The organism is Faecalibacterium taiwanense, assembly GCF_036632915.2.
Taxonomy (GTDB): Bacteria; Bacillota; Clostridia; order Oscillospirales; family Ruminococcaceae; genus Faecalibacterium; species Faecalibacterium taiwanense.
The window spans coordinates 1,240,513-1,260,262 of the sequence record NZ_CP155552.1 but is presented as its reverse complement, the minus strand read 5'-3'; the positions used below and the strand labels follow the sequence as shown (position 1 = coordinate 1,260,262).

The following is a 19,750-nucleotide window of genomic DNA, read 5'->3' as shown; positions in this document are numbered from 1 at the left end:
CTGCCGCACAGGAGTATCTCCCCCGCAGCAGTCCTTATTCATTATTATAATGCAATCATGCAGCATGCATCACAGCTCGTCCGGGTCGCCGCGCTCCGGCATGGTACGCAGCTCCCGCACCAGCATATTGCGCAGCTGGTACTGATGCTGCTGTGCCTGTGCCGTATCGCCGCCCGTATGCAGCTCTACCGTCGGCTCCATTATGCGGTCGGTGCACAGCGGAATGGTCACCACTGCCTGTGTGCCCTTTTCCGGTGCGCGCTCCACCCGCAGGCCCCAGCCCATGCGGCGGCAGCACTCGCGGCAGAGCAGCAGGCCCAGCTTTGCGCCGCCCAGAAAGCAGCGCCGGTTCTCCAGCCATGTATCCTCGCCTGCTTCCGGCAGGCCGCAGCCATTATCCATCACCGTCAGCTGCCAGAAGCTTTCGCTGCGGCGCAGCATCAGCCGCACTTTGCCGCCCGCACTGCAGGCCCGCAAGGCATTCGAGAGCAGATGCAGGCACAGCAGTTCTGCATCATTGCGGTCCGCCATGACCCGGCAGGCTGTCCAGCCGCCATAGTCCAGCGTCAGTTCCACCCCAAGCTGTGCCTGCACCATATCGGCCTGTGCGGCGACCTGCTGCAGCAGCTGGCACAGGTCCAGCGGATAGAGCCGCGGGTCTTCCTCGGTGCGCAGAAAATCCAGCAGCGACATCACTTCGTTCACAGTGCGGTCCAGCCTTGCCGACGCAGCGCTGATATCGTTCACCGCCTGCCGGGTCTGCTGGTCGGCACCCACATGCGCAAGGTGCTGGTCCAGATATTCGCAATTGCGTCCGATCAGGCCCAGTGCATGGAAGCATGCCTGTTCCACATCCTTCTGCGGGATCGCCTGCGCGGTCAGTGCACCCGCCTCGTTCTGCCGCATCTGCTCCATACCCTTGCGCCTCCTGTGTTTTATGCTCAGTCGTCCTTCTGACGCTGAAGATAATTCTTGACAGTGTAGATCAGTTTACCAGTGGTAGGTTTCTCGTCCGCAAATCCGCTTTCGTCCTTGAAGCGCAGCCACTTGGCCGAGGGCTTTGCTTCCAGCTGGTCGATCATACGCCGGATGCCGCTGTCCACAGCAGAGACCGACACATCGTACTGCTCGCTCACCGCCTGCAGGATTTCCTTGCGGATGGCCAGCTTCTGGCTGGTGCCGTACACCACGCCCACCGCACAGGAAAGATAGTTGCAGTTCACGTCCGGCAGCTGGATGCCCCAGCCCTCGTACAGTTCCTGACACTTGCGTTCCATGCGCTGGCTCTGCCGTCCCGGCAGGCGGTACAGCTCCCACAGCAGGTTCTTCAGTTCGGCATGGCCCACATAGCAGAATCCATCGCCCGATTCCAGACAAATGGCACTCGTATTCTGCCGCCTGCCCTCATCAAACAGAACAACATTCTGTTTGGGATCCATGCTGCGGATATTCATTAAAAACTCCAGCCCGCTCATATCTTCCAGCTGGCTGCAGAGGATCACAACATCAAACTGACGGCCCTGACGCAGCTGTTCCAGCAGACGGCCGCCGTTCTGGAAGCAGGTGCACTCCAACGCAGGGCTTTGCTCCTGCAGGTAGTTCTTTTCCACCCGCAGCTCCTTGCGGTCGTAGCTTCCAAGGGCGATCTGCAGCGTTTTTGCTGTGTGCTCACTCTCCACGCAACGCGCCGCCTTTCTGCCTGAGCTGTTCTGTATCGGTCAGTTCTTCTACCACATCCTGCCAGATCTCCGGCTGGACGCCATTCTCACACAGATAGCGCAGGATCCGGTAGCAGAACTCTGGTGCAGCTGCAATGTAGCAGCTTTGCATGTACTGCCGGTTCCCGGTACGGCAAAGCGTCAGGCAGCAGCCGTTTTCGTTGCCTGTATCCATTGAGTATACCAGCGTATATGCTTTCTGCAACCCGTCGATTGCCGAAAACTGACGGATCATAGGTGAAAATGTACGTTCCATAATTTTTCCTCCCTTGCTACAAGGTCCTGCGACGTTTTCAAGGCATTCCTTGTTTTTCTTATCTTATTTTAAAGAGCAGAGAGGGCTGGTTCAATCCTGAAAAAGCGTCTAAAAATGTCAAAATCACATTCGTTGCATTTTTTTGTCGTGTTTTTCTGTGCTTCGACACATTTTATTTTGTACTTGCGGTTCATCGCAGATTTTTTGCGTCGTATTGGCAGTGTAATTCTGCTTTCGCGATGCTTTTCTGTTTTATCAGGATCTTCCGCTATTAAAATAGCACGACGGCGACGCAAATTCAACCTCCACGTCAATTTTTCCTTTATTTTCCTGTTTTTCTGCCTCAAAAGCCAAAAATACCGGTCCGGTCAAAATTTACGTTGAAATATACACAGTTTTTTCATATTATTTCGGTAAAATAGAAGTGTATAACGCCTTGCTGCGGGTCCTGTATCCGGGCAGTTTATTATAATGTACAGCGGCAGCGTTCCTGCGAGGATGCGCCGGAAAGGCTCACACATGCTCCAACTCAACCACATCAAGAAAGAATACAAAACCGGCGATCTGGTGCAGAAAGCACTGGATGATGTCAGCCTGAACCTGCGGGACAACGAATTCGTCGCCATTCTCGGCCCCAGCGGTTCCGGTAAGACCACCCTGCTGAACGTCATTGGCGGTCTGGACCGCTACGACAGCGGTGATCTGATCATCAACGGCATCTCCACCAAAAAATATACCGACCGCGACTGGGACTCTTACCGCAACCACACCATTGGCTTTGTGTTCCAGAGCTATAACCTCATCCCGCACCAGACAGTGCTTTCCAATGTGGAGCTGGCGCTGACCATCTCTGGCATTTCCGGTGCCGAGCGCCGCAACCGGGCCACCAAGGCGCTGGAGCAGGTAGGTCTGGGCGACCAGCTGCACAAGCACCCCAGCGAAATGTCCGGCGGCCAGATGCAGCGTGTGGCCATTGCCCGCGCACTGGTCAACAACCCCGACATCCTGCTGGCCGACGAGCCGACCGGCGCACTGGACAGCGACACCAGCATTCAGGTGATGGAGCTGCTGAAGGAGGTGGCCAAAGACCGCCTTGTGGTCATGGTCACTCATAACCCGGAGCTTGCAGAGCAGTATGCTACCCGCATCGTCCGCCTGCGGGACGGCGTGATCCAATCGGACACCGCACCGTTTGCGCCGGATGATTCCGCTCAGGTGCCGCCGGTGCACAAAAATCTGGGCCATTCTTCCATGTCGCCGCTCACCGCTCTCGCGCTGAGCTTCAACAATCTGCTCACCAAAAAGACCCGCACCCTGCTCACCGCATTTGCGGGTTCCATCGGCATTATCGGCATTGCGCTCATCCTTTCGCTCTCGGCCGGTGTGAGCAATTATATCCAGGAGATGGAACGCTCCACCCTTTCGGAATATCCGCTGCAGATCTCGACCACCGGCGTAGACCTTGCCGCCCTGCTGGACCCGGGAAGCTACACCAGCGCCGTTGCCAACAACACCAATGTGGGTGCCACCAGCGCTTCTTCCACCCCGGAGGGCATGGTCACGGTGCGTGAACTGCTGAGCCAGCTGACCGAGGATAATTCCTCCGTCAATGACCTTGCCTCCCTGAAAAAATATCTGGACAGCGACGAGTGCACCATCTCGGAGGATGCTGCTTCCATCGAGTATTCCTACGGCATCGCACCGCTGATCTACCGCCAGAACAAGGACGGCACCGTGCGCCAGATCTTCCCGGACAGCAGCCTTTCTGCGCTGAACAACACCACCTCTGCCGCCGGCATCGTCTCTTCCATGACCAATCAGAGCGTGTTTACCGAGATGGCCGAAGAGCCTTCGCTGTACGAAGATCAGTACGATGTCAAGGCAGGCCGCTGGCCGGAAAGCTACAACGAGGCCGTTCTTGTGCTGAATTCGGATGGCAGCATCAGCGATTACGCTCTTTATATTCTGGGCATTGAGGACGACAGCGTGATGATGCGTTTTCTGCAGGAGTACGCAAAAAACAAGAACACACAGGCTCCCACCGGCTACGGCACCTACCCCTACGATACCTTTGTGGGCCTGAAATATAAGATCGTTACCAGCTCGGACTATTACGTTTATGACGAAGAACGCCAAATCTGGCGCAACCGCTCCGACGATGAAGCGTATGTGGAGCAGCTTGTGGAAAACAGTCCGGATCTGACCATCGTGGGCGTGGTGCAGCCCCGCGCAGATGCCAGCTCCACCATTCTGCCCATAGGCGTTGCCTATACCCATGCACTCACCTACTACGCCATCGACCATGCAGCCGAAAGTGAAGTGGTAAAGCAGCAGCTTGCCGACCCGGAAGTGAACGTGCTGACCGGCGAGCGCTTTGATGCCGACCAGCGCGAAACCGATCTTGACATTTCTTCCCTGTTCTCGGTGGATACCGATATGCTGAAGGATGCCTTCCAGTTCGATGCAAGCAAGCTGCAGTTCGACCTGAGCGGTGCATTTGATCTGCAGGATGGCAGCTTTGACTTTTCCTCCATCCTTGATCCGTCCGCATTCCAGCTGGATCTGAGCGATCTGGACCTGAGCGACATCGACATGAGCGATGTGGAGCTTCCGGACATGGACGCGCTGGATCTGAGCCAGTTGTTTGCCGATATGGACCTGTCCGTCTCGGAGGATGCGCTGCAGAGCCTGATGAAGAAGATCATGAATGGCTATAAGCGCTATATCATCGGCAACGGCATCTTGAATCTGGATAAGATTGGTTTCTCTTCCTATATGGAGAGCGACCAGTTCAAACAGCTTCTGTCCGAATCCATGGGCGACCTGCTGGACACCACCGGCCTGCAGGAGCAGTTCACCGCTTCGCTGCAGCAGAACCTGCAGGGCATCATGACGAGCTATCTGCAAAGCTACTCGGAACAGCTGAGCCAGAAGCTGGGCGAAGCTCTGCAGACCAAACTCACCGCTGCCATTCAGACCCAGATGAGCACCGTGATGCAGCAGCTGATGACCCAGCTGACCACTCAGTTCAGCCAGCAGATCCAGTCCGCCATCCAGAACAACATCGCTCAGCTCAGCAGTCAGGTGGAAGATGCCCTGAAGATCGACCCCACCGTGTTCCAGAGTGCCGTGCAGGTGAACATGAGCACCGACGACCTTGTGGATCTGGTCAAGATGAACCTGCAGTCCAGCACCACCTCCTACAGCAGTGTTCTTGGTGCACTGGGCTATTCGGATTATGCAAAGCCCGGCAGCATCTGGATCTACCCCAAGAGCTTTGAGGCCAAGAACCGCATCGTGGACAGCCTGAACGCCTACAACGCCGCCATGCGTGCGCAGGGCGAAGAGGACAAGGTGATCGTATTCTCGGATACGGTCGGCACCCTGATGAGCGCCGTGACCAAGATCGTGGATATGGTCAGCAATGTGCTGGTGGCCTTTGTTGCCATCTCGCTGGCGGTTTCTTCCATCATGATCGGTGTCATCACCTATATCAGCGTGCTGGAACGCCGCAAGGAGATCGGTATTCTGCGTGCCATCGGTGCATCCAAGCACAATGTCTCCGAGGTGTTCAATGCCGAGACCTTCATTATCGGAATGTGCTCCGGCGTGATCGGCGTGGGCCTGTGCCTGCTGCTGCTGATCCCCGGCAACATGCTCATCCACTCCATTGCAGGAACCACCAGCGTCACCGCTGTGCTGCCGCCCAAGGCTGCACTGGTCCTGATCGTTCTGGCTACCCTGCTCACGATCCTTGGCGGTCTGATTCCCGCCCGCAGCGCAGCCAAGTGCAACCCCGTCACCGCCCTGCGTTCTGAGTAATTTTCTTTCTCGACAAGCAAAAGGAGTCGCTGCATCACGCAGCGGCTCCTTTTTTGATGTCCGGTGCTTTATCTCAATTTCTCGTGTAATTCCTCATGCAGTTCCTCGCGCTCTTCCTTCAGTTCCTGCTTGAGAGTCCGGTCGATCTCCCGTGTCTCCTGCCGGATCTCAGCCAGATCCTTTTCGATCGCAGGGTTTTCTTCGATTTCTTCCCGGATGAACATGAGCGCAAAGCTTACCAGCAGCAGCCCGCAGGAGATCCAGATGGTCTTTCCTGCCAGCCGCGCTGCGCCCATGCTTCCAATACCGGCACCCACCGCGAACAACAGAATGATGCCAAAATAACGCATCATCCGGTCCTTAACTTTCGGTTCATGGGTCTTGCTCCAGATGCAGAATGCTTCCACACCGCTGCGCAGGTCACCAATGCACATGGTGCTGGCAAATGCATAGCCGTTCACCTTGCGGAACGCCTGCACCTGCATTGCGCAGGAGAAGGAAACGGTGGCGTTTGCCAGCAGGTTTTGCTCCTGTGGCAGAAAGCCAACAATGAACAGCAGAAGCACTTCGCCCAGCACCACCAGCTGCCGCCAGTGAAGCCGCTGCATGTTGCAAAAGCTCTCCCGCATCTTTTCTGCCACCAGTACGCCCAGCGCAAAAGCACACAGAGGAACCAGATAGTGCAGCACCCGATCCCACTGACCATCCATGATGTTGGAACTCAGCAGCACGATGTTGCCGGTCTGTGCATTTGCAAACACCTTACCGCGGAACAGATACGTATAGGCATCCTGCAGCCCGCCCGAAAGCGAAAGGAACACCGCCGTCAGGAAGGACTCTGACATCTGCCCATGATGTTTTGTTTTCATATTACCTTTTCCCCTCTTTTCGTACCCTATTATAATATATTTTTACAGCTTGGTCCATATCAGTTTTACATATCCGGCATGTGTATCCTTGCGCTCTGCCAGCGCCAAAAATACGGCCCGCACTTTGCATTCCCTCACAGGTTGTGTTAGAATAAGAAAAAAGCTTTTCCAAAGGAGAACTTCCTTATGCCGAATATTGTCGAGATCACAGACCTTTCCGCACCGGAGCTGGATGTCTATGCCCGCCTGACGCAGGCGCAGCTGCGCAATCGTCTGGAACCGGAAAAAGGCATCTTTATTGCCGAAAGCCCCAAGGTGATCGCCCGCGCGCTGGATGCCGGATACACACCGCTCTCCCTGCTCATGGAGCGTAAACAGATCACCGGCCCGGCTGCCGATATCCTGACCCGTTGCGGGGATGCCCCGGTGTACACAGCCGACCGCGAGACCCTTGCCAGCCTGACCGGCTTCGAGCTGACCCGCGGCGTGCTGTGCGCCTTCCGCCGCCCGCTGCCGCGCAGCGTGGAAGAGGTCTGCCGCAATGCCCGCCGGGTGGCCGTTCTGGAGGGCATTGTGGACTCCACCAATGTGGGAGCGATCTTCCGCAGCGCCGCTGCACTGAACATGGATGCCGTGCTCGTTACTCCTTCCTGCTGCGACCCGCTGTGCCGCCGTGCCGTGCGTGTGAGCATGGGCACCGTGTTTCAGGTGCCCTGGGCGCAGATCGGCACCTGCCCTGCCGACTGGCCGGAAAACGGCATTGCTCAGCTGCACAGTCTTGGCTTCAAGACTGCTGCCATGGCTCTGAGCGACCGTTCCGTAAGCATTGACGACAGCGCTCTTTCCGCCGAGCCGAAGCTCGCCATCGTGCTGGGCACAGAGGGTGACGGCCTTGCCCACAGCACCATTGCCGCCTGTGACTACACCGTAAAAATCCCTATGTCCCACGGTGTGGATTCCCTGAACGTTGCCGCTGCCAGCGCTGTTGCTTTCTGGCAGCTAGGCAACCGCTGAGCGATGCTTTTTGGCCCTGCCCAAAATACTTGACAAATTTCCCGAACAGAGTTACACTTACAGGGTCATCACATGGGCCTATAGCTCAGTTGGGAGTGCAAGCGTATCGCTTTTGTGCCCCACAGAGTTGTGGGCTTTAGAATAGGGAGTATGTCGGTTGGTCGCCCAACCGCGTCACGCCCCTAAATATGGGCCTATAGCTCAGCTGGGAGTGCAAGCGTATCGCTTTTGTGCCCCACAGAGTTGTGGGCTTTAGAATAGGGAGTATGTCGGTTGGTCGCCCAACCGCGTCACGCCCCTAAATATGGGCCTATAGCTCAGCTGGGAGAGCGTTCGGTTCGCATCCGAGAGGTCAAGGGTTCGAATCCCTCTAGGTCCACCAATTTGCCGCATCGTTTTGTACGATGCGGCGTTTTTTATGCCCAAAAACTTTGGCGGACCGTGCCGGGCTCCGAACCCTGAAGTCGGATGCGAACCGGGCGGGGTCATCCATGTACTTTTTGAAAATCCATCGGTTTCACGCTTCTTTCTTTGCGTTTTGCAGAGTGCTGCGGGCAAGCGCATCGCTTTTATGCCCCCTTCTCGGAAATTTCTTCAAAAATTTCCGCACCATCGTAGATTGATACAGACTTGAGCTGCTCCACTTGATTGAAGCTGGCATTCAGGGTGATCGAGATTTCATAGTCTTTTCGGACGCGAATCTCCTTAATGAACTGCTGCAAAATGGCGCGGCGTTCATCGTGGTTGGCGGTGTCGTAAACATCCGCCCATGTAAACAGCTCGTTGCAGATGTAGTTGCTACGCTTTGCTGTTTTGGTGGCTTCTTCGTATTCTTCCTGTGCCTGCACGAGTTGCTTTTCCAGAGTTTCCAGTGCATCTTTTGCTTCGGCCACCAGTGTGCCGAGCAGTTCTTTGTCCAAGGCACTTACGCCCCGAATGACCAGAATGGTTTCGGCTTTCAGGTCGTCCAGCTCTTTCTGCTTGGCTTCCAAGTCTTTCTGGATTTTCTTGATTTTCTTCTGGATGCGGGCGGCATCGTTGGTCTTGACCGATTCCAGCAGCTTCTTCCGGGAAACCTCCCGGAACTGTGCGAAGATCTGCCGGACAACTTCTTCCACAATGGAATCCAGCTTGGAAACACCATAGCCGGACTGCCCATCGCAGTCACCCGGATGCCGGATCTTATAAAAGCAGCTATACCGGGGCCGGACTTCTTTCACCGTATGCCCATCTGCGTAGGTGTGTGTCCGTCCGCTGCTGGTCAGGCTCAAGCGGTTGCCGCAGTGACCGCAGTAAACCAGCCCGGTCAACAGGGCTTTGGAGCTGGTGCCCAGTGAAGTGCCGCCACGCTCACAGGTGCGTGCCTGCCGCAGTTCCTGTGCCTGCTCGAACAGCTCTGGTTCGATGATGCGGAGCTGTGGGCACTCCGTCTCCACCGCACCGTTGATGAGGTACCCCGTGTATCCTTTATTCTTGATCATCCGAACGATGCTGGTGTTGGGGATATTTTTGTTGTTCCGTCCTACGACTCCCTGTTCATAAAGATAGTGGCTCAGCTTCTGTGCGCCGTAGCCCTCGTAAACGTACTTGTGGAAAATCAGCCGGACGATCTCAGCTTCCGCTTCATCAATCACAAGGTCGCAGACCTCTTGGTTTTTCTTGTTCACCCGACCAAGGCGGACACGCTTGTAGCCAAAAGCCACGGTGCCGCCCGTGTAGTGACCTTCCCCGGTGAGCTGTTCCAGCCTTGTCCGGGTACGGACAGAGGTTTTCAGACTTTCGCCGGATGCCTGCCAGTAGCGGATGTAGTTCATCAGCTTGTCCACATGGGTGTCGAACCGCTGCTGTCCCTCGTTCACGCTCCAGACCTCGATGCCCTGCTTCGTGAACCATTCCACGATAAAGGGCGTTTCATCATCACGGCGACCGAGACGGTCAAACATGAACACCAGCAGGATGTCAAACTTGCCCTCCATCGCGGCCTGTTGAATTTTCTGGAGTTCGTCACGCTCTTTGGCAGATTTTTTGAAGCCGGAAACGCCTTTTTCGGAAAATTCCTTGACGATCTCCCAGCCCTGACTTTCTGCAAAGTTGCGGCAGGCTTCTTTCTGCATGGGGATGTCGTCTTTCTCGACCTGTCCCTTGGTCGAAACACGGTATAAGGTATAAACACGTTTTTTCATTTCAATCTCTCTTTCTTTGAGTGAGAAAGGAAAAATCAAACGTGCTTCGTCCATATTTTGTTTTCAAGGTTCCCATTGAGGGAAGCTGGCGCAGTACAGCATATCGGCACGATTGTGGGTGGCAAAACGGAACGATTGTGCCTGTTTCGGAGCGGTCTGGTCTACGGCAGCAGACAGGCTTTTTTTGATGCGTTACCCCAATAAAAAATCACAGTTACCTCCACAAACGGCAACTGTGATTGGATAGCGCGTGAAATCGCCCGGACGAGTTACCGTTTTTTTATAACTCGACCGGGAAACGCAAAAATCGGCACTATACTTCCTACTCACAGGAAATACAAGGTTATACCGCGTCATTCACCAGAACGATACAATACTATTGAGGTGAACGATGATGCCGAATTCTGACTTGAAAGTACTTGGAGAAAAGGTTCGCAAGGAGCGCAAGCTGGCAGGTTTAACACAAGAACAACTTGCTGAACGCTGCCATGTTTCAACGAAGCATATCGCCAACATTGAAAAAGGCAGCATGAATCCATCTTACGAAATTCTTTTGGCGATTGCTCGTGTTTTGCCGGTTTCGCTTGATGCGCTGATCACTCCGGGGATGGGCAAAACGGAAATAGAGTTAAAAGAGTTCAATCGAATCTATCTTTCCTGTCCAGAAGCAGTGCGGGAAACCTTAATGGACTCGATCCGCACACTGGCAAAGCACCTGACAGAGTTTTACAGTAAAATTGAAAATCCCTGAAAATGTTTTGCTTGTGGTACAGTATAGCATATTTTTCAAAGTCACTATACCAAAACGAACCCAAAAGCAAACCAATTTTATACCAATTCAGTCGATTCCCAAGCTGACCTGAATCTCTGTTTCCAAATCATTTGCCAATGCCGTATATAGTTCTTGTGGTGTGCGGCAAAGAATTGCATTGAAATTGATAGGGTCGCCCTCATTGAAAAGCCTTACATATCCCCAGCGGCATGGAACAACGTCCAAATAGGTCGCAGACTCTAAAAAGCTATGGAAGTGGGTCAATACTTCTTCAAATGTTCGCATGGTTCGACCTCCTGAATTAAGCTATCTCTATTTTAGAATATTCTTGGTCATCTATGCAAGGATGCCGATTTTGTACAGCACAGAAAACGATAAAAGCCATACCGAAGAATCCTACTAGGATCTCACGGTATGGCTTTTATTACAGATTGCGATTCAATCGCACCGATTCCGATGATGGGACAAATTGATATCCAATGTTGGAAACCGTTTTAATATAACGGGGGTGATCTTTGTCATCCTCTATTTTCTGGCGGATTCGACCGATCGTGCTGGTGACGGCTCTCAAATAGCTTTCGCTGTCCTTATGCCAGACTGCTTCAAAGATCTGCTCCTTTGTAAACAGTTTGCCCGGATCCACCAGAAGATTGAACGGTTTTTCTTTCACCGTCTGCTTCTGGCGCGGACGATGTTCGGCTTCTCCAGCAATCACAGCTTTCATTTCTTCTTCGCTGTATCCTGCACCCAGCGTTTTGAAGCGGATGAAGCGTTTCTGCCGCTTTCCCTTGACGGAAGTATATTTTCCGCGTTTGACTTCATAGCCCTGCTGCTCCAGCTTTTGCAGAAAATCTTCGTAGCCTTTAGGCTTGCCGGCCAGAATGGTGTCGATCACGCTGCATAGACGGTCACGATTGCTTTCTTTGGGCGGGTAGAGTGTCCGCTTTTGCCGTTCCCGGTAGGGCTTTGTTTCAATGACAGAAAGCTGATGCTCCAAGCAGATCAAGTCGCTCAATCGCTGCACGGCCAGCCCGGACAATAAAAAATCCCGGAATTTCCGGGTGCTGTCCAGTGCAGTGGAGTTGTAGATAATGTGGTTATGAATATGCTCCCGGTCTGTATGGGTGGCAACGATAAAAGCATATTTGCCTTTGGTAAACCGCATCGCAAGTTCGTAGCCCACCTTGTTGGCTTCCTCGGCGGTGATCTCACCGGGCTTGAAAGATTGCCGAATCTGATAGGCGATCACATCACTTTTCTGCCTACGACCCGTGGCAAGTTCATACTGCCGCTTGGACAGCATAAATTCTTCATCTACTGTTAGAGGGCTGCACTCGTAGCTGCTGACCAATTCGCCCCGCTTGGTTTTGTCTGGATTCTGCGCATAGTCCGTGCGGCTTTTCAAGCAGGCCACAACGGTTTTCCCCTTATTTTTGTGCAGCGCAATCAAACGTGTTGCGGCCATGTCCACCACCTCCCACAGTTTTATCTTTATAATATGTAGCCCCACAGCCGAAGCCGCAGGGCAAAAAATCAGAGGTCAGCCAGCCGGGAAAGAATCTGCTTGCCAATATCAATCAGTTCATCCAACCGAGTGCGCAAATCCTCCAAATCGGCGGCATAGACCTGACCGTTTTCATTGGCGGCTTTGGCATACTGGTTGAGATTGTTGCTGCACATTTGCAGGAGATAGGCCATGCGGCGCAGCTCCTGCAAATCGAGATGCAAACAGTAGCCATCCAGTGCCATCTTGCGCAGATAAGAACCGATGCTTAAAATGCCGCTGGATTCCATCTTCTTCCGAATCCGTTCCAGCTCCTGCTTGCTGACCCGGAAATGAAGCTGCTGGTCGCGGCGGTCATTCATCGGGCATCACCATCCTTGTCGAGATAGCTCTTGAACGGCTTGACGATTTCTGTTTTGTCTGCCTTTTCTTCCAGAGCTGCCAGCACCGAGGGGCGGCGAGGTTCATCCTCCCTTTCTTCCTCATCCTGCTCCGGCTCATGGTGCTTTTCGTCCACATCTAACTGGGCATTCAGTTCGGCAAGACGAGCCGACTTTTCAGCCAGTTCTTCTTCCTGCGGGAACGGCTTTTCCACTTCGATCTGCGCCGCCGCTTGCTGCTGTTTCAGCGTGGCCAGTTCATATTCAGCAGAAGTGATGCGTTCCGGGAAATCGTTCAGAGAATGATCCAGACGGATGATACAGCCAAGAGGGTCTTTGCCCAGTGCTACCGGGTATTTCCGCTGACCTTTCAAAAGAGCCTGATATTCGCTGTGGTAGGTGTCGAACCGCAACGACAGTTCAAAGCCGCGATAACTGCCGATCACTTTTTCCTCACTGTTAGGCAGCTCGGAGCAAGCGAGAAGAAGCCGCTCGCCAGCAGTCTTTTTTTCATCGTAGGCCACGCCCCTGATGGTCATGCCGCAGAATCCCTCTTGCACCTGTGGGTGTGCGGCGGCAAGTTCGGCATCCGATTTCACGCCAGCAATATAGGCGGTGGTTTCCTGAATGTCAGCCGGGAACTTTGTGAGCAGCTTATCTTCCAGACGGAACTTCTGGCTCTGATGGTCGGCTTTCAGCACCTTGAGTTTTGCGACCTGAACATCCAAATCCATCTTTTCCTTGATGAGCGGATTTCCTGCGCACAATGCCTTGATTTCTGCATAGGAAAGAGCCTGTTCGTCCACATCATCGCAGGAACGCACCGGGGATTTGGAGGTCATGATTTGGCTGATAAATCGCTGTTTATTCTCAAGGGTCTGGAACAAGTACGAATCAAACGTACCCTCCGTGACATAGTTATAAATCCGGACTTGCTTATTTTGGTTACCCTGCCGGATAATGCGTCCATTGCGCTGGGTCATGTCGCTGGGCTTCCAGCCAACATCCAAGTGATGCACCGCCACAAGCCGCGATTGCACGTTCGTTCCTGCCCCCATTTTTGCCGTGCTTCCGAGCAGAATCCGCACATCGCCGGAGCGCACTTTGGAGAATAATGCAGCCTTTTTTGCTTCGGTATCGGCATCGTGGATGAACTCAATTTCGCTTTCCGGCACCCCGGCGGCGACCAGTTTTTTGCGAATATCATCGTAGACATTGAAATTGCCATCATTCTTCGGTGTCGAGAGGTCGCAGAACAAAAGCTGTGTCAGCTTTTGCTCCTTGCCATCTTCCCAAATTTGCAGCACGTTCCGAACGCAGGTGTTCAGTTTGCTGTTGGGGTCATCCGGCAGCAAGGGATTCATCAGGCGAACATCCAGACCGATCTTTCGGCCATCGTTGGTGACACAGAGCATATTATCCTCGGACGCATCCACCGCGCCGGAGTGGATTTTCGCAGCGCGCTTGCTCAGTTCCTGCACCATTTCTTTCTGAATTTCGGACGGTTTCGCCACCACGGTTTCAAACTTTGCATCCGGCACAGGTAGATGAAGCTGGTCGCTGGTTTTAATGTCGGCAACCTCTTTGAACATCGACATCAGTTCCGGGAGGTTGAAAAACTTCGCAAACCGGGTGCGCGCACGATAGCCCGTACCCTCGGGGTCGAGTTTGTCAAGATACTTTTTGTGGATTTTCTAAATTAAACGATTTGTCCGTAAAGAAATCGCCCAAAACCTCGTGCTTGCAGATGTCTTGAAACACCGTATTCAAAGGCTTTTTGGCACTTTCAGACTGCTTTACATTTACGATGAATGTTGTCTTTCCAATGCATTGTGAATAAGAATGTTTCTGTTCTTTCATATAGTCCGTTCCTCTCTTTCATAAAATTTTGATTGATGGGTATTCACATTAGAACACCCATCAACCGCAGATTTTCAATATATCAACAAGTCATTAAGTCGTGAGTATAATGGAAAAGGTTATCTTTCCATACCACGCTTGTTTCTTCGAGCCTTGATACGCTCCTGTCGTTCTTTTTCCCTTGCTTCTTTTTCGGCTCGTTCCTGCGCTTCCTTAAAAGAAAAAAGTTGCTTCACTTTCTCGGTAAAAAGTTTAGCAACTTCGGGGAAATGCTCCAACGCTTGAAGAAAAGGTCTGCACTTTTCTTTCAGTTCGTCGTATTTGGTTTTCATTCTTTCAAGTGCGTTTGCACTGTCAAAATATTTCTGTCGGTAATAGTTTGCACTCTGTTCTAATTCGCTGATTTCCGCACGACTGGTAATGCCCTCTTTAGCAAGGGCAGTAAGCTCAGAATAATCCTCTTTGGAGATTGCCATTTTCCCCGTGATTGTTTTCTGCCCCATACGGTCAATCTCGTTATAGGTTTTGGAAACATTACGGGCAGGCTCATACTTTATCTGTTCACGCTGAATACGCTTCTGCAACTTCTCTAACGAAAAATTTCTTCCTGCGTCTGCTCCGGCAAAGGGCAAGGGCGGCGGCAAGCTCCGCATGATACAGAACGGCGGTCTGGCCGCAGGCGGTAAAAAGATATTCTTCAAGCTACTCCGGCTCGGCAAGCTGGACAAACTTTTCACTCATCAGATAATCAAGGGAAACTTCCCGTTCCCACCTCCGGCGCAGCTTCAAGATTTTATCTATGGCTGCGTGACGAATGACTACCTTGCAAAAGGCATTGAATGTGTACTGGATATGCACCTTGTAGGCTTCATCTTCGGTCATGGAAATTCCCCTCTCTGAATAATAGTGCGGGGCGGCAGTACTCCTTGCTGTCGCCCCTTGATTGCCTACCAGCAAAGACGGGCGGGGCTGTCAACGACGGCGCGAATGCGGCGTTCATTTTGATCGTTGACTGGCTCGGCTGGGTTTGCTATTTACCCGACAAACTTGAATTTATTTTAAGCTATCACGTTTTACCTTCTTAAGCCTTACTATCATTACCATAGGAATTTCTTTGTTGGTTTTGAAACATTCTTCATAAAATCCATCAATGACAAATCCAGCTCTAAAACAAAGGTTAAAAATATCTTGTATGGAACGATGATAATAAATCTGCTCTTTCGGTTGCCCTTCAATCGCTATATCATAGTAACTGTGCGGTGTCATATATTTTTCAGTCAACGTGACAAAACAAGGGTGTTGCGTTGCAAAGACAAAAATTCCGCTTTCCTGCAACAGTTCATAAACAGCCATAAGAAGTGGTTCAATGTCCGTAATATCCATAATTGCCATATTAGAAACTGCTTTCGTAAAGGCTCGATTTCTTTTTAATTCTAATATACTTTTTCTATCGGTCGCATCCGCCACACAAAATTCAATTTGTTTTGCATATTGTGATTGCCGTCTTTTAGCCAATTCTATCATTTTTTTGCTGTAATCAAAAGCGACAACCGAAGCACCTCTTTGTGCAAGATACGAAGAATAATTTCCATTGCCACACGCAATATCCAAAATGTAATCCGCAGGATTAGGAGATAGAAGTTCCGTTACTTTGGGGCGCACTACCTCTCTGTGAAATTCATTAGATTCGTCACCCATTGCATTATCCCAAAATTGTGCGTTCTCCTCCCAGATTTTTTTACTTTCCTCTGTTCCCATGTTCTCTCCCACTCCCAAAATTTGCTTTTTTGCTTCCATTAAATCTTCCTTACTATATTCCATTGTTACCCTCCATAACTTCTGATTGTTGTCGTCTTGACTATTATGTATCTTTTCTTTCCAAAATGGTATAGGCTTTTATTTTTGTAATGCTGCAAAACTTTTCTTCTGTAAGGTATTCAAAGGATATTTCCCTTTGCCGCCGCTTGCATTAAGCCGCCGCTATTGGAAAGCCAAAAGCAGCGGCTTTTTTTACTCGGTATTACCGAAAAGTATAGAAAGCAGGATATGTCATCATTTGTCATTTCTTCTCAATGTAATAACTGCATGGCATATCAAGCCAAATACAAGAGAAAAACAGCCACCGCCAAATAGTGATGCTCCCCACCCTGCACCTGACATTGTCATAAAACCGCCAACAAAGAAAATACCAATGCCAAGAAATATACCAACACCATAAAAAAGTCCAATTGCCATATCGTACTTATTAAATTGTCGTTTCTCCTTTTTTTCATATGTTTCCATCTTTGTTATTACCTCCTTCGCAAAATCGTCCATGTTGACTCCAAAAAGAAAGCAAATTTTTTTCAACATATTTAAATCGGGTTCATTAACATCTCTCTCCCAATTCGATAGTGCCTGCCGGGTAACATTCAATTCCCCGGCTAGTTCTTCCTGTGTCATTCCCAATTGTGTTCGCAGATGACGTATTTGCTTTCCTGTTGTAATATTCGTCTGTTCCTGGTTCAAAATAGTTTCTCCTCTCTGATACTGATTTTATCAATGATATTTCGCAATAGCCAGCAATGAACGCTTGCATTGCGCAAGACGTTACATTATCTTCTGAAACATATAGCGCACCTTGTCCAGGCGGCTGTTTGGACGGCGGGGCTGGATGACTGGCTTGCCGACAGCGGCCTGATACCCTTTCAGTTCTGTAAGGCATACGCTCTGCCCGTTGGTGTAAAAGGCCAGATCAGTACGGTATGCCTGTATACAGCGGGCGGGAATCTCGCCAGTAAAGACAACTTCATCCTTTTTTACCTGGACCGTTTCGATGGTGGCACAGTATTTCGGTGCATCATGATAAGCCCTGGAAAGATATTCCCGGGGCGCATAGAGGGTGAAGGAGAGATAAGGTTCCAGCAGTTGCGTCCCTGATTCCTTCAATGCCTGTTCCAATACAATCGGGGCCAATGAGCGGAAGTCCGCCGGCGTGCTGACCGGACTGTAATAAAGCCCGTATTCAAAGCAAATCTTACAGTCCGTTACGTTCCAGCCGAACAAGCCCTGCTCCAGCCCGTAACGGATACCATCCCTGACAGCGTTTTGAAAACTCTGGTTCAAGTATCCCAGCGAAACCCGGCTCTCGTATTGTACACCGGAGCCAAGCGGGAGTGGTGTAACAGACAGTCCGATGGATGCCCAAAACGGGTTGGGCGGCACCTCGATATGGATGGTGTGGCTGGCTGCTTTGAGCGGCCGCTCCATATAAATGACGGTGGGTTCCTTTACCACTGTTTCAAGCTTGTATTTTTCCGACAGCAAAGCGGAAACAACCTCCAACTGCACCCGGCCCAAAAAAGAAAGAATGATCTCATGGGTGATGGAATCCACCTCGCAGCGCAAAAGCGGGTCAGTATCCGCAAGTTGCGTAAGAGCGTCCAGCAGCCGTTCTCTTTGCGCTGCCGTTTTCGGCGCAATCGACGTCCGCAGCATGGGGAGGGGGTCCTCACGCCACCTTTTACGAGGGAGCCGGGTTGGGTCCCCTAATACATCGTTTAACCTCACGCTGTCGCTGGGAAGGATAACAATTTCACCCGGATAAGCGGTGTCTGTCCGAACAATTTCCCCTTTGGATGGAATACGCATCTCTGTGATTTTCAGCTTTTCTCTCCCGGCCAGGGCCACCGTATCCCGCAGGCGCAGCGTTCCGCTGTATAGCCGTAGATAGACACGCCGCTGGCCGCAATCTGTATACTCCACCTTGAAAACGCTGCCGCATAGGGCGGCGCTCCCCTGTTCCCCAATCGGTTGGAACAGCCCTGTCACCGCATCCATCAACGGTTGAATGCCAAGGCCCTTTTTGGCGCTGCCATAATAGACCGGGAACAGGGAGGCGTCTTGAACCCGCCGCTGTTCCTCCCGCACAAGTTTTTCCCGGCTGATTGGTTCTCCTGCGATATACTTTTCCAATAATTTATCGTTATTTTCGATGACCGCATCCCATGCTTCTATGTCGGTATTTTCCTCCAGGACTATTTCCGGGGACAGCGACACCGTCTGCTTGATGATAATATCGGCGGAGAGCTTATCCCGAACAGACTGAACCACGCTCTGCAAATCAACGCCAGCCTGGTCGATCTTGTTGATAAAGATAACGGTGGGAATGTTCATTTTCCGCAGGGCATGGAACAGAATACGGGTCTGGGCCTGCACGCCATCTTTAGCGGAGATCACCAAGATGGCCCCATCTAAAACAGCCAAAGAGCGGTACACCTCCGCCAAAAAATCCATGTGGCCGGGCGTATCCACAATGTTGACTTTACATCTGTGCCACTGGAAGGAAGTGACTGCCGCTTGAATGGTAATCCCACGCTGCCGCTCCAAAAACATGGTGTCCGTCCTCGTTGTCCCTTTTTCGACGCTCCCCGGTTCTGAAATGGCTCCGCTGGCATATAGCAGGCTCTCCGTCAAGGTCGTCTTTCCAGCGTCTACATGGGCAAGAATTCCAATATTGATTATTTTCATGTGATTGTCCTCCCTTTACTGCCCCGAAGGGCATAAAAATCCCCAGCAGTAAAATACTTTTACCACTGGGGATGATAATTTGCGGACATACACATATACAGCATACACCTGTTTGTGAGTGCTGTTTTTGGGGATATGTCAAAATTGATAAGGCAAAAGTATTCTTAAATTGGGTACAAAAAACTAAGCCCCTACAAAAGGGACTATCATAATCCTTTGTTCCCACTATTTGATTATAGTTTTATTTAAGAATACCTTGCCGCATATTTTTTACTCCTTTTCTGGAATTGAATTATTATATCACATCAGTTTTAGGAAAACAAGTATCTAAAAGAAATTTTTCTTCCCCTTATATGTAACAATCATACCGGCTTCCTAACGTTCAGAATGGTTTCTACTGTCTGCTGCGGTGTTTGGTTGGAATTGTCCAGCCAAAAGCCGATCCGTGGTGTTGTCTGCATTTTACTAAATACAAATTCAATGTATACAGAAAGATATAAGGAGTGGGAGGGATTCCGCCGTAGTCGGCATTGTAGGAAAATCCAAAAGTTTAGATTTTCTCAAAATGCTTATCTTTTGGTCTTTGGTTCGGAATAGTGTAGTGCTGGCGGTCTATCTATTGTTTTCGGTTGCTTGCTTCTTTACCGTACATGAGCATTGCTGCCGGGGTTATCGTTGCCATAACCTTCCAGCAGGTTGATGGCACCCCAAACGCCGAGGCCAGCACCCAGAGCGACAACCAGAGTCTGAAGAACTTCGATAGCAGAGTTAAAGAATTCCATAGTCGTTTCTCCTTTATAATTGAAAACTTGTAGACCGTCCGTACACACCTGAAGCCATAATAGTTGAGCCGCAAGCTGCGG

At 51.3% G+C, this 19,750-nt stretch carries 20 protein-coding genes and 1 tRNA gene; 4 read left to right on the top strand and 17 right to left on the bottom strand.

Going from position 1 to position 19,750, the window contains the following annotated elements; translation table 11 throughout:
• Positions 1-69: 69 nt before the first annotated feature.
• From PXT33_RS06470 to PXT33_RS06455, 4 genes are all read right to left on the bottom strand, one after another.
• Positions 70-915, bottom strand: a complete 846-nt coding sequence (locus PXT33_RS06470) for a HAMP domain-containing sensor histidine kinase (protein WP_294647774.1) — start codon at positions 913-915, stop codon at positions 70-72.
• Between the two features lie 26 nt (positions 916-941).
• The gene (locus PXT33_RS06465; protein WP_332376140.1) at positions 942-1,679 is read right to left on the bottom strand and encodes a response regulator; all 738 of its coding nucleotides are present in this window, start codon (positions 1,677-1,679) and stop codon (positions 942-944) included.
• The gene (locus PXT33_RS06460; protein WP_101956483.1) at positions 1,669-1,974 is read right to left on the bottom strand and encodes a hypothetical protein; all 306 of its coding nucleotides are present in this window, start codon (positions 1,972-1,974) and stop codon (positions 1,669-1,671) included. Before PXT33_RS06460 ends, PXT33_RS06465 begins: the two co-directional genes overlap by 11 nt.
• 68 nt (positions 1,975-2,042) lie before the next feature.
• The gene (locus PXT33_RS06455) at positions 2,043-2,270 is read right to left on the bottom strand and encodes a hypothetical protein (protein WP_332376139.1); all 228 of its coding nucleotides are present in this window, start codon (positions 2,268-2,270) and stop codon (positions 2,043-2,045) included.
• Between the two features lie 223 nt (positions 2,271-2,493).
• On the opposite strand from PXT33_RS06455, the gene PXT33_RS06450 reads away from it, so the two are divergent.
• Positions 2,494-5,796, top strand: a complete 3,303-nt coding sequence (locus PXT33_RS06450; RefSeq protein ID WP_332376136.1) for an ATP-binding cassette domain-containing protein — start codon at positions 2,494-2,496, stop codon at positions 5,794-5,796.
• Positions 5,797-5,864: 68 nt separating this feature from the next.
• On the opposite strand, the gene PXT33_RS06445 is transcribed toward PXT33_RS06450, so the two are convergent.
• Positions 5,865-6,665, bottom strand: coding sequence for a YoaK family protein (locus PXT33_RS06445; protein ID WP_332376135.1), 801 nt, complete (start codon positions 6,663-6,665; stop codon positions 5,865-5,867).
• 186 nt (positions 6,666-6,851) lie between these two features.
• On the opposite strand from PXT33_RS06445, the gene PXT33_RS06440 reads away from it, so the two are divergent.
• Together PXT33_RS06440 and PXT33_RS06435 are read left to right on the top strand one after the other, a co-directional pair.
• Positions 6,852-7,679, top strand: a complete 828-nt coding sequence (locus PXT33_RS06440; RefSeq protein WP_005939817.1) for an RNA methyltransferase — start codon at positions 6,852-6,854, stop codon at positions 7,677-7,679.
• Positions 7,680-7,985: 306 nt separating this feature from the next.
• A tRNA-Ala gene (locus PXT33_RS06435) sits at positions 7,986-8,061 on the top strand.
• 187 nt (positions 8,062-8,248) lie between these two features.
• On the opposite strand, the gene PXT33_RS06430 is transcribed toward PXT33_RS06435, so the two are convergent.
• Positions 8,249-9,862 carry a recombinase family protein gene (locus PXT33_RS06430; protein WP_332376134.1) on the bottom strand — a complete coding sequence of 538 codons (1,614 nt, stop codon included), beginning with the start codon at positions 9,860-9,862 and terminating at the stop codon, positions 8,249-8,251.
• A gap of 391 nt (positions 9,863-10,253) precedes the next feature.
• Between PXT33_RS06430 and PXT33_RS06425 the strand changes: the two genes are divergently transcribed.
• Positions 10,254-10,613, top strand: a complete 360-nt coding sequence (locus tag PXT33_RS06425; protein WP_227612706.1) for a helix-turn-helix domain-containing protein — start codon at positions 10,254-10,256, stop codon at positions 10,611-10,613.
• Positions 10,614-10,700: 87 nt separating this feature from the next.
• Here the strand turns inward: PXT33_RS06425 and PXT33_RS06420 are convergent, their stop codons facing one another.
• The 11 genes from PXT33_RS06420 to PXT33_RS06365 all read right to left on the bottom strand — a co-directional run bounded on the left by PXT33_RS06420 (position 10,701) and on the right by PXT33_RS06365 (position 19,669).
• Entirely contained in the window at positions 10,701-10,919 is a 219-nt protein-coding gene (locus PXT33_RS06420; RefSeq protein WP_113621230.1) for a hypothetical protein, read from the bottom strand.
• A 139-nt stretch (positions 10,920-11,058) separates the two neighbouring features.
• Positions 11,059-12,099 (bottom strand): relaxase/mobilization nuclease domain-containing protein, encoded by a 1,041-nt coding sequence (locus PXT33_RS06410; RefSeq protein ID WP_332376133.1) that lies wholly within the window; start codon positions 12,097-12,099, stop codon positions 11,059-11,061.
• Positions 12,100-12,167: 68 nt separating this feature from the next.
• On the bottom strand, positions 12,168-12,500 hold the full coding sequence (locus tag PXT33_RS06405) for a plasmid mobilization protein (RefSeq protein ID WP_118554206.1): 333 nt from the start codon (positions 12,498-12,500) through the stop codon (positions 12,168-12,170).
• The gene (locus tag PXT33_RS06400; protein WP_332376132.1) at positions 12,497-14,110 is read right to left on the bottom strand and encodes a helicase C-terminal domain-containing protein; all 1,614 of its coding nucleotides are present in this window, start codon (positions 14,108-14,110) and stop codon (positions 12,497-12,499) included. The genes PXT33_RS06405 and PXT33_RS06400 overlap by 4 nt, the downstream gene beginning before the upstream one ends.
• 79 nt (positions 14,111-14,189) lie before the next feature.
• Positions 14,190-14,378 carry a hypothetical protein gene (locus PXT33_RS06395; RefSeq protein ID WP_004611678.1) on the bottom strand — a complete coding sequence of 63 codons (189 nt, stop codon included), beginning with the start codon at positions 14,376-14,378 and terminating at the stop codon, positions 14,190-14,192.
• 119 nt (positions 14,379-14,497) lie between these two features.
• Positions 14,498-15,079 (bottom strand): hypothetical protein, encoded by a 582-nt coding sequence (locus PXT33_RS06390; protein ID WP_405002401.1) that lies wholly within the window; start codon positions 15,077-15,079, stop codon positions 14,498-14,500.
• A 1-nt stretch (position 15,080) separates the two neighbouring features.
• Positions 15,081-15,260, bottom strand: coding sequence for a hypothetical protein (locus tag PXT33_RS14815; RefSeq protein ID WP_005924787.1), 180 nt, complete (start codon positions 15,258-15,260; stop codon positions 15,081-15,083).
• A gap of 171 nt (positions 15,261-15,431) precedes the next feature.
• Complete coding sequence (locus PXT33_RS06380; protein ID WP_000456787.1) at positions 15,432-16,199, bottom strand: class I SAM-dependent methyltransferase; 768 nt, start codon at positions 16,197-16,199, stop codon at positions 15,432-15,434.
• Between the two features lie 231 nt (positions 16,200-16,430).
• On the bottom strand, positions 16,431-16,886 hold the full coding sequence (locus PXT33_RS06375) for an XRE family transcriptional regulator (RefSeq protein WP_001071126.1): 456 nt from the start codon (positions 16,884-16,886) through the stop codon (positions 16,431-16,433).
• A gap of 81 nt (positions 16,887-16,967) precedes the next feature.
• Entirely contained in the window at positions 16,968-18,887 is a 1,920-nt protein-coding gene (tet(W), locus tag PXT33_RS06370; protein ID WP_000691721.1) for a tetracycline resistance ribosomal protection protein Tet(W), read from the bottom strand.
• 641 nt (positions 18,888-19,528) lie between these two features.
• Entirely contained in the window at positions 19,529-19,669 is a 141-nt protein-coding gene (locus tag PXT33_RS06365; protein ID WP_044954258.1) for a Maff2 family mobile element protein, read from the bottom strand.
• Positions 19,670-19,750: the final 81 nt, after the last annotated feature.